The sequence below is a fragment of the Shewanella sp. 10B genome, from assembly GCF_023475885.1.
Classification (GTDB): Bacteria; Pseudomonadota; Gammaproteobacteria; order Enterobacterales; family Shewanellaceae; genus Shewanella; species Shewanella mangrovisoli.
Map to the genome: position 1 here is coordinate 1 of NZ_JAMDJO010000005.1, position 15,305 is coordinate 15,305.

General features: G+C 47.1%; 14 protein-coding genes. 3 read left to right on the forward strand and 11 right to left on the reverse strand.

Features of this window, described 5'->3' with window-relative positions:
- Positions 1-603 precede the first annotated feature (603 nt).
- Positions 604-1,155 (reverse strand): D-glycero-beta-D-manno-heptose 1,7-bisphosphate 7-phosphatase, encoded by a 552-nt coding sequence (gene gmhB / locus M0415_RS16250; RefSeq protein WP_088212104.1) that lies wholly within the window; start codon positions 1,153-1,155, stop codon positions 604-606.
- 316 nt (positions 1,156-1,471) lie between these two features.
- On the opposite strand from gmhB, the gene M0415_RS16255 reads away from it, so the two are divergent.
- Both M0415_RS16255 and M0415_RS16260 read left to right on the forward strand, forming a co-directional pair.
- Positions 1,472-2,143: a GntR family transcriptional regulator gene (locus M0415_RS16255; RefSeq protein WP_086904656.1), complete on the forward strand. Its 672-nt coding sequence runs from the start codon at positions 1,472-1,474 to the stop codon at positions 2,141-2,143.
- A 92-nt stretch (positions 2,144-2,235) separates the two neighbouring features.
- Positions 2,236-3,300, forward strand: coding sequence for a ketoacyl-ACP synthase III (locus M0415_RS16260; RefSeq protein WP_088212105.1), 1,065 nt, complete (start codon positions 2,236-2,238; stop codon positions 3,298-3,300).
- Positions 3,301-3,342: 42 nt separating this feature from the next.
- On the opposite strand, the gene M0415_RS16265 is transcribed toward M0415_RS16260, so the two are convergent.
- Together M0415_RS16265 and M0415_RS16270 are read right to left on the reverse strand one after the other, a co-directional pair.
- Positions 3,343-3,942: a lecithin retinol acyltransferase family protein gene (locus M0415_RS16265; protein ID WP_088212106.1), complete on the reverse strand. Its 600-nt coding sequence runs from the start codon at positions 3,940-3,942 to the stop codon at positions 3,343-3,345.
- Between the two features lie 588 nt (positions 3,943-4,530).
- Positions 4,531-5,526 carry an NADP-dependent oxidoreductase gene (locus M0415_RS16270; RefSeq protein WP_088212107.1) on the reverse strand — a complete coding sequence of 332 codons (996 nt, stop codon included), beginning with the start codon at positions 5,524-5,526 and terminating at the stop codon, positions 4,531-4,533.
- Positions 5,527-5,762: 236 nt separating this feature from the next.
- Between M0415_RS16270 and M0415_RS16275 the strand changes: the two genes are divergently transcribed.
- Positions 5,763-6,188 carry a MarR family winged helix-turn-helix transcriptional regulator gene (locus M0415_RS16275; RefSeq protein ID WP_011716622.1) on the forward strand — a complete coding sequence of 142 codons (426 nt, stop codon included), beginning with the start codon at positions 5,763-5,765 and terminating at the stop codon, positions 6,186-6,188.
- A 155-nt stretch (positions 6,189-6,343) separates the two neighbouring features.
- Here the strand turns inward: M0415_RS16275 and M0415_RS16280 are convergent, their stop codons facing one another.
- The 8 genes from M0415_RS16280 to M0415_RS16315 all read right to left on the reverse strand — a co-directional run bounded on the left by M0415_RS16280 (position 6,344) and on the right by M0415_RS16315 (position 15,094).
- Positions 6,344-7,030, reverse strand: coding sequence for an exonuclease domain-containing protein (locus tag M0415_RS16280; RefSeq protein WP_088212108.1), 687 nt, complete (start codon positions 7,028-7,030; stop codon positions 6,344-6,346).
- The gene (locus tag M0415_RS16285; RefSeq protein ID WP_088212109.1) at positions 7,030-8,892 is read right to left on the reverse strand and encodes a DUF294 nucleotidyltransferase-like domain-containing protein; all 1,863 of its coding nucleotides are present in this window, start codon (positions 8,890-8,892) and stop codon (positions 7,030-7,032) included. The genes M0415_RS16280 and M0415_RS16285 overlap by 1 nt, the downstream gene beginning before the upstream one ends.
- A 167-nt stretch (positions 8,893-9,059) precedes the next feature.
- The gene (locus tag M0415_RS16290; RefSeq protein WP_088212110.1) at positions 9,060-10,796 is read right to left on the reverse strand and encodes a sodium:solute symporter family protein; all 1,737 of its coding nucleotides are present in this window, start codon (positions 10,794-10,796) and stop codon (positions 9,060-9,062) included.
- Between the two features lie 11 nt (positions 10,797-10,807).
- Positions 10,808-11,074 (reverse strand): DUF4212 domain-containing protein, encoded by a 267-nt coding sequence (locus M0415_RS16295; protein WP_011622295.1) that lies wholly within the window; start codon positions 11,072-11,074, stop codon positions 10,808-10,810.
- Positions 11,075-11,521: 447 nt separating this feature from the next.
- Positions 11,522-12,145: a thiol:disulfide interchange protein DsbA/DsbL gene (locus M0415_RS16300; RefSeq protein ID WP_249554684.1), complete on the reverse strand. Its 624-nt coding sequence runs from the start codon at positions 12,143-12,145 to the stop codon at positions 11,522-11,524.
- Between the two features lie 130 nt (positions 12,146-12,275).
- Positions 12,276-13,127, reverse strand: a complete 852-nt coding sequence (locus M0415_RS16305) for an SDR family oxidoreductase (protein WP_088212213.1) — start codon at positions 13,125-13,127, stop codon at positions 12,276-12,278.
- Between the two features lie 62 nt (positions 13,128-13,189).
- Entirely contained in the window at positions 13,190-14,395 is a 1,206-nt protein-coding gene (locus M0415_RS16310; protein WP_249554682.1) for an HD-GYP domain-containing protein, read from the reverse strand.
- A 210-nt stretch (positions 14,396-14,605) separates the two neighbouring features.
- Positions 14,606-15,094, reverse strand: coding sequence for a DUF2919 domain-containing protein (locus M0415_RS16315; protein WP_088212113.1), 489 nt, complete (start codon positions 15,092-15,094; stop codon positions 14,606-14,608).
- Positions 15,095-15,305 lie beyond the last annotated feature (211 nt).

Here is a 15,305-nt window from a genome sequence, read left to right on the forward strand (position 1 = left end):
TAGGCCTGCCGCCAGCGTTCAATCTGAGCCATGATCAAACTCTTCAATTAAAAGTTTTTTGTTTAACTCGCGTTAAACGACTCAATGAATTCTGATTTGTCGTTTCGACTCAAAAGTCAAAACAAACTGTACATATTGCTATGAACACTCATTCATTGATTTAAATTTTGATTACTCGCCAAACGGCAGAGTAATTTCGATTAACTCAACATCTGTGAGTGTCCACACAGATTTGCTTGATAAATTGTTAAAGAGCATGGTTATTTGCCTTGAGCAGTTAACGCTTTTGGCTTTCACCGTCTGACCCCGCTGGACCAGTGGATGCGCATTATAGGGATGTCAGATTTTACCGCAACCCCTTTAGGCAAAATAATTAGAAAAACCAAAGTGAGTGCGCATTTTTTAAACCAAACGTCGATTTTAGCGCCTAATTCGCTGTAATTTCCATCACTTTGGCTATATCAATCACCTAGCTAACGCCGTTAGCATCGGTCACAAAGCAAAACGATAAAGCCAATACCGCACTTTTTGCAGTTAAGCTCGCGCCTCAAGTTCAATATTACGATTCGAATAGATTGATGCGCACTTTAAGTAGCAAATAGGCTACTTCTTTAAAAACCTCGGCACATCGGCAATGCTATCGAGCACCACAGACGCCTCGCTGTCATCGGCGATTTCTTTGCCAGTACGGACGAGGATACGTGTCGGCACCCCTGCCGCTTTAGCCGCAAGCATATCATCGGCTTTATCGCCCACCATCACCGACTGCGACAAATCGATTTTCAGGAATTTTGCCGCATCGAGTAGCATGCCAGGTTTTGGCTTGCGGCAATCGCAATCGACTTTATATTCACCGAGACCTTTTTCATTATGATGCGGGCAATAATAAATGCCATCGAGGTCGACACCTTTATCGGCAAAGTTCCAATCCATCCATTCGGTGAGACTGTGGAATTGGTCTTCGCTATACATGCCACGGGCAATTCCCGACTGATTGGTGACCACCACCAATTTGTATCCCATTTGTTTTAAGGCGAGGCAGGCTTCAAACACACCTTCTATATATTCAAAGTCATCCACCTGATGCACATAACCATGATCTTTGTTGATCACACCATCACGGTCTAAAAATACGGCTCGATTGACTGTACCCACAGTACTACTCCACTCACTAAAAACGGCGCTTAATGCGTAATTTCCCTATTATTCCATCCATTGCAAGAAATTGCACCGCGAAGTTGTCAGCGACATGACGGAGTTTGAACAAGTTCCGGCTTATCTCGCCCCAAGCGGCCGTAAAACGGTATTAAATCGTACTTATCCCGATGCATTTCGCCGATAAAATCGGCCGATAATGCTTTTTTAGGCTTAAGGGATGCGGTATTCAATCGAGCTTTTCCCTTTATTTGTGCTGTTTTTAACGGTAATCTTGCACGGATAACAATAAAACACCTAAAAATAGACGGTCATAATGAGTCGAACTACGCCTATAGTCCATAAAACCCGCACCCAATTAGTTGTAGAAGTGCTCAGAGAGAAAATTCTTTCGGGTGATATAGCCGCAGGGGAACCACTCAGACAAAGCGCCTTAGCCGAAGCCTTACATGTAAGCCGCATTCCCGTAAGAGAAGCCTTACTACAACTTGAGGCGGAGGGGCTGGTGAAGTTCGAACCCCATAAAGGGGCGACCGCGACCGAATTATCCGTTGAACAAGTGACTGAGCTTTTTGAATTACGCGCCATGATCGAGACCGATCTGCTCGCCAAAGCCATACCACGACTTCAAGAAGACGATTTAATCAAAGCAGAACGCGTATTGGAGCAATTGGAATCGGCCTTTAAACATGAAGATGCCGTCGCCAGTTGGAGCGAGCTAAATACACAGTTTCATACCTGTTTATATCAAGCCGCCAATCGTCCACATACGCTAGAGGTTGTCCACGGCCTCAATACTAACTGCGATAGATATATCCGTTTGCAATTGCTGCTCGCAGGAGGTATTCCCGCAGCAGAGCACGAGCACCGCGAACTGCTCAACTATTGCAAACAAAGAGAAACAGAGAAAGCCACGGCGTTGCTGCGACATCATATTTTGCATGCCGCAATGACAATTCGGGATCTCGTCGCCAAACAGGTGGTCTAGATCACGGACTGTCATTCGTTATACCGATAAGCTTTGTTGTCGATTTGAGGCAGCACTTCAGGTTCTGCCTTTTTTATTTGAGAGAAAACACCATGCAGTACGCCACTATCACTGGCTGGGGAAAATGTGTTCCTCCCGCCACTTTGACTAACGATGATCTTGCTACTTTTATCGAAACTTCCGATGAATGGATTAAAAGCCGTACCGGGATCAGCCAGCGTCATATCAGCCATGTGAATACCTCTGAGTTAGCATCGGTTGCCGCTAAACGCGCCCTTGCTGCGGCGGGCATTGACGGCAGCGAAATTGATATGATCATTTTAGCCAGCGCCAGCCCAGATACCTTGATCCCGAATATTGCCTCCACAGTCCAGGCCAATATTGGTGCAAGTTGCGCAGCCTTCGATATCAACGCGGCCTGCAGTGGCTTTTTGTATGGCTTAGGCTTAGCCAGCTCACAGATCAAGAGTGGCCAATGCAAAAAAGTACTAGTAGTCGGTGCAGAGCGTTTATCTTTCTACCTCGATTGGTCACGCCGTGAAACCGCCGTGTTGTTTGGTGATGGCGCTGGCGCGGTTGTCGTGGAAGCGACGGATGTGCCAGGCGGTGTGTTAGGCTATGAGCTGAATAACGACCCTGAAGGTCGCGATATCCTAAAAGCCGGTTTTGGTACTGCGATGGATAGATTCTCTGCAGAATCCTTGGACTTTTATATTCAATTCGATGGCCAAGAAATCTTTAAACGTGCCATTAACGGTATGAATAAGTTAAGCACTCAAGTGCTGGAAAAATGTGGCGTCGATAAAGATGAAGTCGACTTAGTGATTCCACACCAAGCGAACGAGCGCATTATCGATACCCTCGTTAGCCGCATGAAGATCCCTAAAGAAAAAGCCTTCGTGAACATTGCTAACTATGGTAATACCTCTGCGGCCACTATCCCTATCGCCATCTGTGATGCATTGGAGAAAGGCTTAATTAAGCCAAATCAAACCATTCTGTCATGTGCCTTCGGTGCGGGGTTAACTTCTGCAGCGCTGCTATTGCAATGGGGCGAGCGCGTAACGCCGGTTCAGGTGAGTGATGCTCAGCTGCCACCTTGCGAGTTGAGTGGCATTGAGCTGGTTAAACGTGCAGTGGATTATTTCTGTAAGTAATAAATCCCGAACACAGATAAAAGGCCATCTTCGGATGGCCTTTTACATTTTTATCTCTTCAGGTACTCGACGCATTTCATCCCAGTAAATCCCCTGCTTAAAATAGCCTGCGAGTTTTTGATTTAATTCGTTAAAACTTTTTATAGCCAGCTCTTCACCACACAAGCATGACCAGACAAATCGATGGCAGTTGTTGTCGAACAAATCGTATTCGCGGTACTGATAAATGGCCCGCTCGGCGCGGCTCACCATATCACTGGCAATCAGTGGTTGATGTTGATGATTACAGGCAATATAGATTTGGCTACCAGTGCGCCCCGCTAAAAAGCGCTTTACCGATACCGCCCTTATCAGCCCTGAGCCATGTAGCTCGACGAGGCAATCATCCGCCAACCAAATACCCGTATGTTCAATGACCCCAAACACATAGCAGCAGACAATACTGCCTGGCTGCGGCGAGACTTGTTTAAAGCCCTTTTGCCACTGACTTGGCGCTGCGACCATGGCTTGGCTACCCGTCGTTTGCCGTGGAGCCTTGCCTAATAAGCGGTCACGCTCAAGCTGCTGGCGCTTTTCACGCTCATCGGCGAGCAATAACGCGCCCATCGCAGCGCTGCCTAGCCAAAGTAACGGTAATGGCATCATCATCCCCTTATGACATCAGTTATCTGTAAAAGGCATCATTAAGAAAGTCGAATGGAGTTTGCGCCCTCTTCATACGCTCACCTTTGTTTAAGGCCTCATTTTTAAACCTAAAGTTCTTTAAACCCACAGTACTTTAAACTCACCTTTCTTTAAACCGATAGTTCTAGAGAACTATCGTTCGGTCAGTATGTCTTAGCCTTTGAATTCTCAATAATAAGAGTGAAGTTCAGTTTCACTTAATTGCCAAGTTTTCCGTAAGGATCACCAAGCGAGATACGGATAACTTACCTTTTATCGGGTTATTGGCCGTTAAAAGGAGTGCGACTTTTTGCAGTGTAATGGGATAAACGTGAATTAAAGATGAAATCGCTAGCCGGAGCACAAACTCAGCCGACTTGATTGTGAATAGCCAAAACTGAAGCCTTAGTAACACAGGCTTCAGCTCAAACGGTAACTTTATTCGTGGCAGCAGTTGGCATGAGCAGCATCAAAGGACATGAATCACGCTTGACATGCTCCACGGCATCAAGGTGCATCGGATTTCACCTTTGCACCTTGATACTAAGCCGTAAGAGTACTGCAAGATTAGAGCTTAACCAGCATTTTGCCTTTGTTTTTACCTTCAAACAGGCCGATAAACGCCTCAGCAGCTTGCTCTAGACCTTGATAAACGGTTTCTTCCGATTTTACTTTACCCGCTTGCAGCCACTGCGCCATTTGAGCGATGAATTCTTCAAACTGATCGAAGTAGTCCATCACAATAAAGCCCTGCATGGTTAACTTTTTAGTGTTGATGGCTAACAGATTACTTGGCCCTGGGACTGGTGCCTGCGCATTGTAATCGGCAATCATCCCACATACAGGAATGCGACTATATTCGTTTAGCACATTCAACGCGGCTTCAAGATGAGCGCCGCCGACATTCTCAAAATACACATCAATGCCATTAGGCGCCGCGTCGCGCAAAGCCTGAGTTAAATCAGTGACTTTTTTATAGTTAATCACTGCATCCACGCCCAAACTTTGAACCAATTCGGCCTTCTCATCCGAGCCAACCGAAGCAATCACTTTGCAGCCATTAAGCTTAGCGATTTGACAGACAACCATACCGACAGCGCCCGATGCGGCTGAAACAAACACAGTATCCGTTGGTTTTAACTTAGCGATTTGCATCAGCCCCACCCAAGCGGTTAATCCGGGCATGCCGATAACACCTAAAAAGTATTGCTCAGGAATATTCACCGCAGGTAATAAGGTGAGATCCTGCCCATCACTGATAAAGGCGCTGCGCCAACCGCTGATATGGCTCACTTTTGAACCTACTGGGAATTGTGGATTGAGTGACTCAATCACTTCGCCTATGGCCCCGCCGTCCATAACCGCATCAATCTGGAAGGGTGGAATGTAGGAATCCCTATCCATCATACGACCACGCATATAGGGATCGACTGACATCCAGGTGTTTTTAACCAGCACTTCGCCGGCTTTTAATGCGGGCAACGTCACCTCGACCTGTTTAAAGTTTGCCAGCGTCGGCATACCAACAGGGCGTGATGCTAAATGAATTTGACTGCTTATCATGGGGTTAACCTCTATTACGTCTAACACACAGCAAACAGGCTGTCGAGTGATATGTTGTCGACAATGAACCAATTTATTAGCTTACAAATAGTTTGCGCACAAACTGTTTGCCAATAAACTACCCACAAGTGACGCACAAATCAACCATTACTCCTAAAAATATTTTGCACGCAAACTATTTTTACAGGGTGGAATTTGTTAACATCAGCCTTCATTGTTTATTCTGGGTACGCTTTATGGCTCAAAAATTATCAGACAACGTATGCTTTGCACTGTATTCGGCGACCAACTCATTAGTGCGAGCCTTTCGTCCCATCCTTGACGAGTATGATCTCACCTACCCCCAGTACATAGTGATGCACTCACTTTGGTACGTGAACGACGTCAGCCTCAAAGAGTTGTCTAACGACACACGTTTAGATCCCAGTACCTTAACGCCAATCGTTAAACGCTTGGAGTCAAAAGGATTACTCACCCGTAACTTATCCGAGTTGGATGAACGTAAAAAGGTCATTTCCCTCACCGATAAGGGCCGGCAGTTACAGGAAGAAGCGACTCAACTTACCGAGAAATTGGTGGCACGCTCCAACATGAATGCTGAGCGTATTGAGGAGTTACGTCGCTTATGTCTTGAATTAGAAGCGGATTTATCGAAAGACTAGCGAGTCGAATTAGTACGCTTTTAAAGCCGCTTTTTGTGAGCACTCAATTCTAACTACACGGCGTTAAACTTAGAGATTCAATCTAAGAAAACAAGCTGAAGAGATTTTGGGGCAAAGACAATCGAACGCTAACCTTTAGGGCGCTAACACACCGCTTAGCGTGAGTAAGCCAACAATTCACCCACCTTTAACTCATCAGCGCCGCCCATGCTTGCCACCTGCGCCAATAACAGTTCGCCGCAGGCCAGTGCGTCAGTAAGCGCGCTGTGAGCGCCATATATCGGCAATACATATCGCTCTCGGCATGCCCCAAGCCTTAAGCTGCCTTCTTTAAGCACTGAGTGTTCGCGTAACAAACGGTGTTTTTCCAGCAGTAGGGTATCAATCGCAGGCAGTACAATCGTTTGATGATAAATCGACAAGATATCTTGCTGTAAGAAACGGCAATCTAGGGGGGAATGGTGCGCGACCAATACATGACCACGGGTTTGAGCCACAAACCATGCCATCGCCTCTTCAATCGTCACCGCCTCGGTTAAATGATTATCGAGGATCCCATGAATTGTCGCACTCTGCCCCACACTACCTTGAATTTGCACCAGTTTTTGCTGCGCGCCCATCAGGGGAATCGTTCCATTTTCAATCGGCACTAGCCCAATACTTAAGATTTGGTCCTGTAAGGGGTTGAGGCCTGTCATCTCCAAATCCATCGCCATCAAGGGCGCCCGACTAATGGGTAATTCCAACAGCGGCACTAAGGATTGGTAATAATCCTTAAATAGCCGATGCTGACAGCGTAACGCACGCCAGCGCAGCTTAGCGTTCTCCCACCAAGGCCCCATTAAAAGCTCCGCATAAATTTCATCTTCATCCCCGACTGGGCATCATGGACCACCTTAAACGCATCCCGCAGTTGATGCCTCACCAAAGAAGATAAATGGCCGGGTAACAAATAATTACTGATCTTAAGCCCCTGCGTATGTTGGTAGCCTTGATTCGATAAACGCATATGGGCAATAAATTCATGGGCATCGGCCAAGTTAAGCGCATCCTTACGATTGAGAATATTGGCGTCCATCAGCGCCCGAATTCGTTTGGCGGTATTCACTTCCTTAATCCCCGCGGACAGCGCATACACGCGGGCGATATCGTTGATTAACGCATTTCCTTTATGTTTTAAATCAATGCCTTTTACCTCACTGCCATCGCGCTCTAACACAAATTTTCGAAAGAAGCCTAAGGGCGGCGACTCGACGAGGGAATTGCCCGTCATCCCAGCAAGGAAAATATCATTGTCTTTGGTTTGTGCCAGCACTTTGTCCTGTAGGGCATCAAACAGGGATTGCGGGCCAAAGACTGAACGCATATCGAAGAAAATACTCGCATGCATCAATGCCTTAGGTTCTGGCGTGACCACCCACTTTTCAAAGACCTGCTGCCATTCGTTGAGTGACATCCGCCACTGTGGATTTTGCGCCATGATATTACCGGGACAAAAAGCATAACCACATTGATCAAGTCCAGCACAAATCGCATGGGTCAAGGCATCGAAATAGCCTTTGGCGTAGTCGTCCATTTCTTCGGCCACCAGCAGGCCGTTATCTTGATCCGAACAAGCGGCTTGGTCTTGTCGCCCTTGCGAGCCAAAGGCTAACCAGCAAAACGCCATCGGCGCCTCACCGAGAATTTGCTGATTGAGCACAATCAAGCGCCGTGTCAGCGCATCAGTGACCGAGGTCAATACCCGACCAATCTCCTCTGCCCTGGCATCGGCACTGATTAAATTTTGTAATAACAAGGGGATTTGTTTACTGACGCTAATGAGACTGGCGAGGTCATGCTGCCGCTCGATTTCACCAATCAGCAGCAAGGGCTGCGAACCTTGACCGCGCAAAATGTCGGTACTGGTCACCATGCCAATGGCTTTTACTTCCTCGGTATTTTGCTCATCAATGATCGGCAAGTGATGAATGTTATGCTCACTCATCAATAGCATAGCCTCGAAAATCAACGCATTGGATGAAATCGAAATCGGCGATGTGGTCATGGCTTGATGCACGGCGATTCGGCCATCGAGCCCTGCGGCGAGCACCCGATTACGTAGATCCTTATCGGTTAAAATCCCCACTAGCTTATGATTGTCCGTAACCAATAAGGACGAAACCCGCGAATTGCGCATCAAGAGCGCGGCTTGCGTGACGCTGGCATGGGCGTCGATCATAATAGGCGAAGATGACATTAAGGTACTGATTCGACTAGTAGTCGTTAAATCTTTCGCCTTAAACCGTGCCTCGTGACGTAAACGCTTGGCAAAGGCACGGGTAAAAAATTTATCGAAGTGTCGGCTCTCGCTTCGCAGTTGGTCAAACAATGCCTGCGGTAGGTGATACACTAGACTGTCTTCAAGAATAGCGACCCGGTTAACCACTTTCTCCCCAGACAACAACGTCGAAAAGCCAAAAAACTCCCCTTCGGCGACCCTGTCGACTAGCACTCCTTCGGGATCCCGCACCTCAAAGGCGCCGCTACGCACCAAGTACAATTTCGGCGCATCGGCATCAAATTTCACAAACCCCGAGGCTTTACTGTAGTAACCAACGGTCACCGACTTAGCGCAACGTAAGATGATCTCGTTGGGCAAAGTATCGAAGGGGGCTGTGGATGTTAAAAACTGCACAACGGGTTGTAATTCGCTGGCGTTCATAGCAACACCTTATTTTAGGTGAATTTTATCCCACTATAGCGCGCCCAATTGTTGGGCCATATACGACTAAAGTCAGCCTTAAGCTTGCGCTGACTCCATAAAAACAAAAGGACGCATTAGCGTCCTTTTATCTTAATTTAGCTAAGTTAGGCTAAACTCAGCAGTGATTAATGGCTGCTCGCTTCTCCCGCCCCTTTAGGGAAACGGATAGACTCAACCATATCTTGTACATGGGCAGGTGCCGCTGCGGTCACTTTACAGACAATAGCCGCCACCGCAAAGTTCACCACCATACCGACCATACCGATACCTTCTGGCGAAATACCGAGGAACCAGTTAGCCGCTACGTTAGCCGTTGGGTCTACAAACTTGAAGTAAATGATGTAACCCGCAGTGAACAGTAGACCGATAACCATACCTGCGATTGCACCTTCTTTGTTCATCGTCTTAGAGAAGATACCCATGATGATGGCTGGGAACAGAGAGGATGCCGCCAGACCGAAGGCGAACGCCACTACCGCTGCCACGAATCCTGGTGGGTTAACCCCGAAGTAACCCGCAATCACGATGCCGATACCAGCAGCCAGTCGAGCGTACATCAGCTCTTTCTTGTCAGAGATATTGGGCATAAGGTTTTTCTTCAGTAAGTCGTGTGATACTGAAGTGGAGATAACCAATAACAGACCCGCAGAGGTAGATAACGCCGCCGCTAAACCACCCGCAGCTACCAGTGCGATAACCCAAGCTGGCAGATTCGCGATTTCTGGCGTTGCTAATACGATGATATCGTTGTCGATCTTCATTTCGTTAGGGCTAGCAGCATCTTCCATTTTGCCTTTGGCATAGTAGATTTTGCCGTCGCCGTTTTTGTCATCCCATTTGATCAGACCGGTTTTTTCCCAGTTTTTGATCCAATCTGGCGCAGTTTCATAGGCAACACCCTTTTGATCTGGACCGTTAATGGTTTCGATCATATTGACGCGAGAGAATGCCGCCAATGCAGGAACTGTGGTGTACATTATGGCGATAAACACCAGCGCCCAACCGGCTGATACACGCGCATCTTTCACTTTAGGAACAGTAAAGAAACGCACGATAACGTGGGGTAAGCCCGCAGTACCCACCATCAAAGCGCCAGTAATACAGAACACGTCGATCATGCTCTTAGAGCCATCGGTGTAAGGTGCAAAGCCTAGATCCGCAGACAGATTGTTCAGTTTCTCTAACAGATAGACGCCAGAGTTATTCCCCGCAGCATCAAGTAACTGAGCACCGAAACCGATTTGAGGAATGATATGACCCGTCATCATCACAGATAAGAAGATTGCTGGCACCATAAAGGCAAAGATCAGTACGCAGTATTGGGCAACCTGAGTATAGGTAATCCCTTTCATACCTCCGAGTACAGCGTAGAAGAACACCACAGCCATACCGATATACACGCCAGTGTCCACATCCACTTCGAGGAAGCGCGAGAATACCACGCCCACACCGCGCATTTGGCCCGCGATGTAAGTAAAGCAGATGAAGATAGCGCAAATAACCGCGACCGTACGTGCCGCTTGTGAGTAGTAACGCTCACCCACGAAATCAGGCACAGTGAACTTACCAAATTTACGTAAGTAAGGCGCCATACACAGGGCTAATAATACGTAACCGCCCGTCCAGCCCATTAGGTACACACTGCCGTCGTAACCGACGAAAGAGACAATACCCGCTAACGAAATAAAAGATGCCGCTGACATCCAGTCGGCTGCAGTCGCCATACCGTTCACGACAGGGTGAACACCGCCACCCGCAACATAGAACTCTTTAGTCGAACCCGCGCGGGACCAAATCGCGATCCCAATGTAGAGCGCGAAAGACAGCCCCACAATCAGATAAGTTAATCCTTGTACACCCATTTCCGTTCTCCTTAGTCTTCTTGTACGTTATATTTTTTATCTAAGGCATTGGCTTTTGCCGCGTAGACAAAAATAAGCGCAACAAAGACATACATAGATCCCTGTTGGGCAAACCAGAAACCTAACTTGAAGCCCATGAAATGGATTTCATTGAGTACATCAACCAATAGAATGCCACATCCGAATGAGACTGCGGCCCAAATAGCCAATAGGCCTAAAACGAGACGTAAATTCTCATTCCAGTAACCTTTTGCTTTATCGTTGTTTTCAAATGCCATAGCGACTCCCCTGTGCTGTTTTATTTTTAAGTCTTGTTAAATCTAGCAACAGCTGGAGTGACCACAATCAAGACCTTAGTCTAATTTGCGAAGCACCTCACATCAGAAAAAATCGAATAGTATTTAAAATCATAAAGTTAACAATGAATTTACATTTTGATGCAAAAGTTATTTTTTAAGCGGCTTAGACCAATGTCGAAGATCCTAAGGCTAGAAACCGACAAAATGACGTGCTAGATGACAGTAAAATACGACGATAGGTAACACTAACTGGCTGTGATATAAACAAAATATCGTACTGCATTGGGGTTAATAGGCGGTCATAAACCCAATTGCTACAGCTCAGATGTCTCAACAAAATGGCAAAAAATAACCCAGCATCGCTGGGTTATTTGAAAACAGATCGGCGGGTAAGTTTACGCTGCCATAAACACAGCTATCAGCCTTTTACTTGGCGGCTAAGAACTTGACTAGCTCGGCCAATTCTTCAGGTGTATGCACCTTAGACGTCACTAAATAGCGACCATTAACTAATAACGATGGCACACCCTTAATACCCGATAATTCCGCCTGCGAGTCGTAATTCATCAAAGTAAATTTCGCATCGACAGAGTTCATCGCCGCATCGACATCATCGGCCTTCGCGCCTTGAGCCACAAAAAAAGCTTTTACCTGTTCAGGTCGAGTAAATTGTTCACCCTTTTCATGGATCTGTTTAAAAATCGTTTCGTGCACTTGCTTGGTCATTTTCAGCTTTTGTGCAACAAAATAGGCTAATTGACTCAACTCCCACGCAGGACGCCCCGCGCCCACTGGCGTGCGCTCGAAGGCAACATCTTTGCCTAAGAGTTTTACCGTGGAAGCGACAAAGGGTTCCTGCTTGTAGCAATGCGGGCAGTTATAGGAGAAGAACTCTCGCAGCACAGGCTTTTGTGCTTCGTTGATGCCAGCGACAGTGACATAATCCTTCCCTTCTTCAAAACTCGCCGCCTGCAGTGCAAAGCTCACACTTAACACCAATCCACAGGCCAACGCCGCCAAAGGTCGAACAAAATTAGTTAGGCTTTTCATATTTTCTCTTCTTATTAGTAACTGCATCATTGAATCGTAAGTCGTTTGCGACACGCACAGGCCATTAAGATACCTCAAAATATGGCCAAGGTTCTTAAACATTTGTTAACAATAGGCGCTAAATCACCCACTAACTGGCAGCCAGCATTGCAAGGGGTGAAGCATACTGATACTCAAACCCAAGCTCGCGGACTATCGCATCACCTAGAATGACTTTGCTGGCTTGTAGCTGCTCATTAAATTGCGGCGCCGCTAATCCCAAGGATTCGGCGGCAGCCACATAAAATTCACTTCTGGAAGGATGCTCTGGCGCGCAAAGATTATAGATAGCAGCGACCTTCTCTCCCTTCGCCTTTGCAGCAATAATCAAGCTCACCGCCGCGACACAGTCCTGTAAATGCACCAGATTAACCGCAACATTACCACCCGCCACATCGGTTTTACCGGCAAAGAAGCGACCCGGATGACGTTTAGGTCCAACCAAGCCAGCAAAACGAACGATGCAGCTATTCGCTTGGCGAGCAAATAAGGCTTCGGCATCCAATAACACCTGTGATGAAGCCGATTCAGCCTGTGCGTCCGCTTCGGTCATCGACTTGTCGAGGGAGGGATAAACGCCCGTAGTGCTGATAAACACTATGCCTTGATAGTGCCAGCCTTGGGTTAGCGCAATTAACTGCTGTAATTCTTGAAGATAGGCACTATTGCCATGTTTTAGGCGCGGAGGAATATTGACGACAAGAAAGTCTGTCTGAAACAAGGCTTTTAAAGCCTGCGCATCGGGGACAACATCAGCCTCACCCCCGAGTTGCAGTTGGAATCCATGGATCCCCGCCTCAGTGAGAGGTGCTAACTCCTCTGCGTGGCGTTTAGCGCCAGTGACTCGGTAACCCGCTTGCACTAACTGCTTAGCGAGGGCAAAACCAAACCAACCACAACCAACAACCGCTACACTTTTTTGATCTGCCACACTCAGCTCCATTTCCATTGACCGACACCACAAGGTATTTCGGCCAATAGCATACGGAACTCAGGTGGCGGGATTCAAGCTTGGAACAAGCTAAAATAAAAACTAATGCCTTTATCCATTTGCAAGGTGCGGATCGCGCCCTCGGTTAACTCTTCCGCGCGAATGGTTTTTTGTACTGTCACCCCTTCATCACTTAAAAAGCGTAACGAAGCCTCACTGCCATCTTCCTTACAGGCCCACACCTGCGGCTGACTCACCTCTTTGGTGGTCATGATCACCTTAGCAACAGTGTCGTCGGATAACTTGACGATAGTACCCGGCGGGTAGATACCTAAAATCTTAACCAACACCGCAATTAAGGATTCAGCATGTTTACTCGCACGATTTTTAAATAAATAGCCTAATGCCACCTGCGGTGAAGATGCCTGCTCGCCACTAAGCTGCTGATCGTAATCGTTCGCTAAACTCACTATTTGAGTGGTAATGGGGATTTTGGCACCTGTTAATCCATCGGGAAAACCTGAACCATCAATAAACTCATGGTGGTGCAATACAATATTCAGCACTTCCTTTGGGAAGAGTCCCGAACGATTCAGCATGTCATAGCCAAAGTTCGGGTGCATTTGCAGGTAATTGGCCTCATGGGCAGTGAGCGCGCCCCGTTTACGGCGGATCACATCCGGGACTTTGAGTTTGCCTATATCATGGAACAGGCTCCCCAAGGCAATATAGCGCAGATCCCGCGCTGGTAAGTCGAGTGCCTGACCTATCATCATGGCTAATACTGCTACCGAGATGCCGTGTTGAGTCACGCTGACATCTTTTTCATCCATTCCGACCAAAGTGAGGAAAGGTTTCTCGACCTCTTGCAGATGGCTGAGTAAATCCTCCACTAAGGCGGCCGACAAGCGATAAGCGCCTTCTGGGTCGCTCACCACTTTGCCATACACATTGCGGCACTGGTTAACGCTCTCTAAAAAACGCTTCTGGCTTAAACGCATCGCCTTACGGGTATCGGCCTTTAAGTCACGCTCCGGTGGCGCTTCTTCAACCTCCTCGACATTTTCCTCTTCATCGGTCGATTCGAGTTCATCACTACTACCTGAGATCAGATACACATAGGGCACACCGAGTCCGCGGATCATCTCAATGTGAGCCGGGCTACTGATATCCACACGGTTAAATAAAAAAGGGTGATTCGTCCATGACAAAGGCAACTTGACCCTCATGCCAAGTTGAAGTTCGGAAAGTAATAATTTTCGTTGAGCTGCTTTTGCCACGCAATATGACTCCTTTCATGTACGCAAGACGCATCAAATATTTGCTTCTTTGGTCGCACATTTAAGCTAAGTACATATAACTATAGATGATTCAACAAAATCAGTAAGCTATAAGTGAAAAAATGCTTATCAAACTGAGGGATAGTACACACAAATTATCCCTCAGGGATTAGATATTAGATAAAAAGCTGAAATTACAACGAGATGAACCTAGTTTTCTTTTACCGACGTCACAGTCTCTTTCGGCCAATCGGCGAGGTAATAGCTGAGACGTTTTGACTTGTAGACATACAAACCTGACCAGAACAACACTAAGGCGTCGAGGGCTAAACTCCAATGGAATAAAAATTGCCCATGGATTAATCGCTGCGCGAGTAAGGTCGCATCGAGTAATAATAAAATCCACAATCCCCATTTAAGGTGGACAAACACCGGGCGCAGCCATGAGGGTGAACGGCGCCGCTCCGCCAGCACCACAACATAGAGCACCACGGCGCCCAGCCCCGCGGCGAGTGCGAGTAAAAAGTCAGACTTTTCGGGATAGAAGAGCCTGACTAATTCTGATCTATCACTGGCTTGAGTAAGCGAGGCAATAAAAATACACCAGCCGCGGGCGAGGAAAGCCAGGATAGCATATAAAAATATCGGTGGTTTGATATGGCCTTTATCATCGAGCCAAGTGATGTGACTAAAGTTCAATCGCAATCCATTTAGTAAAAACTAAAGCAATATAAACAAAATGGTGGCGTAACGGCTAAATTCAATGGCTGGTGTGAATAATTCGTGCAAGCTTGTTACGTTTAAGTGTCACGCTCAAGTTTGCTAGACTCAAGTTGTGTTATGCCAAGTTCACCACACAAACCACGGCCCCCATATCTTAGCCATAAAAAAGCCCCGCAAGGCAGGGCTT

What these genes read in the sequence shown, in the direction of transcription:
- M0415_RS16300 (WP_249554684.1), bottom strand. Translation starts at nt 12,145, where the DNA reads ATGAAAAGCCTAACTAATTTTGTTCGACCTTTGGCGGCGTTGGCCTGT.
- M0415_RS16255 (WP_086904656.1), top strand. Translation starts at nt 1,472, where the DNA reads ATGAGTCGAACTACGCCTATAGTCCATAAAACCCGCACCCAATTAGTT.
- M0415_RS16285 (WP_088212109.1), bottom strand. Translation starts at nt 8,892, where the DNA reads ATGAACGCCAGCGAATTACAACCCGTTGTGCAGTTTTTAACATCCACA.
- M0415_RS16295 (WP_011622295.1), bottom strand. Translation starts at nt 11,074, where the DNA reads ATGGCATTTGAAAACAACGATAAAGCAAAAGGTTACTGGAATGAGAAT.
- M0415_RS16280 (WP_088212108.1), bottom strand. Translation starts at nt 7,030, where the DNA reads ATGGGGCCTTGGTGGGAGAACGCTAAGCTGCGCTGGCGTGCGTTACGC.
- M0415_RS16270 (WP_088212107.1), bottom strand. Translation starts at nt 5,526, where the DNA reads ATGATAAGCAGTCAAATTCATTTAGCATCACGCCCTGTTGGTATGCCG.
- M0415_RS16305 (WP_088212213.1), bottom strand. Translation starts at nt 13,127, where the DNA reads ATGGAGCTGAGTGTGGCAGATCAAAAAAGTGTAGCGGTTGTTGGTTGT.
- M0415_RS16265 (WP_088212106.1), bottom strand. Translation starts at nt 3,942, where the DNA reads ATGCCATTACCGTTACTTTGGCTAGGCAGCGCTGCGATGGGCGCGTTA.
- M0415_RS16260 (WP_088212105.1), top strand. Translation starts at nt 2,236, where the DNA reads ATGCAGTACGCCACTATCACTGGCTGGGGAAAATGTGTTCCTCCCGCC.
- M0415_RS16290 (WP_088212110.1), bottom strand. Translation starts at nt 10,796, where the DNA reads ATGGGTGTACAAGGATTAACTTATCTGATTGTGGGGCTGTCTTTCGCG.
- M0415_RS16275 (WP_011716622.1), top strand. Translation starts at nt 5,763, where the DNA reads ATGGCTCAAAAATTATCAGACAACGTATGCTTTGCACTGTATTCGGCG.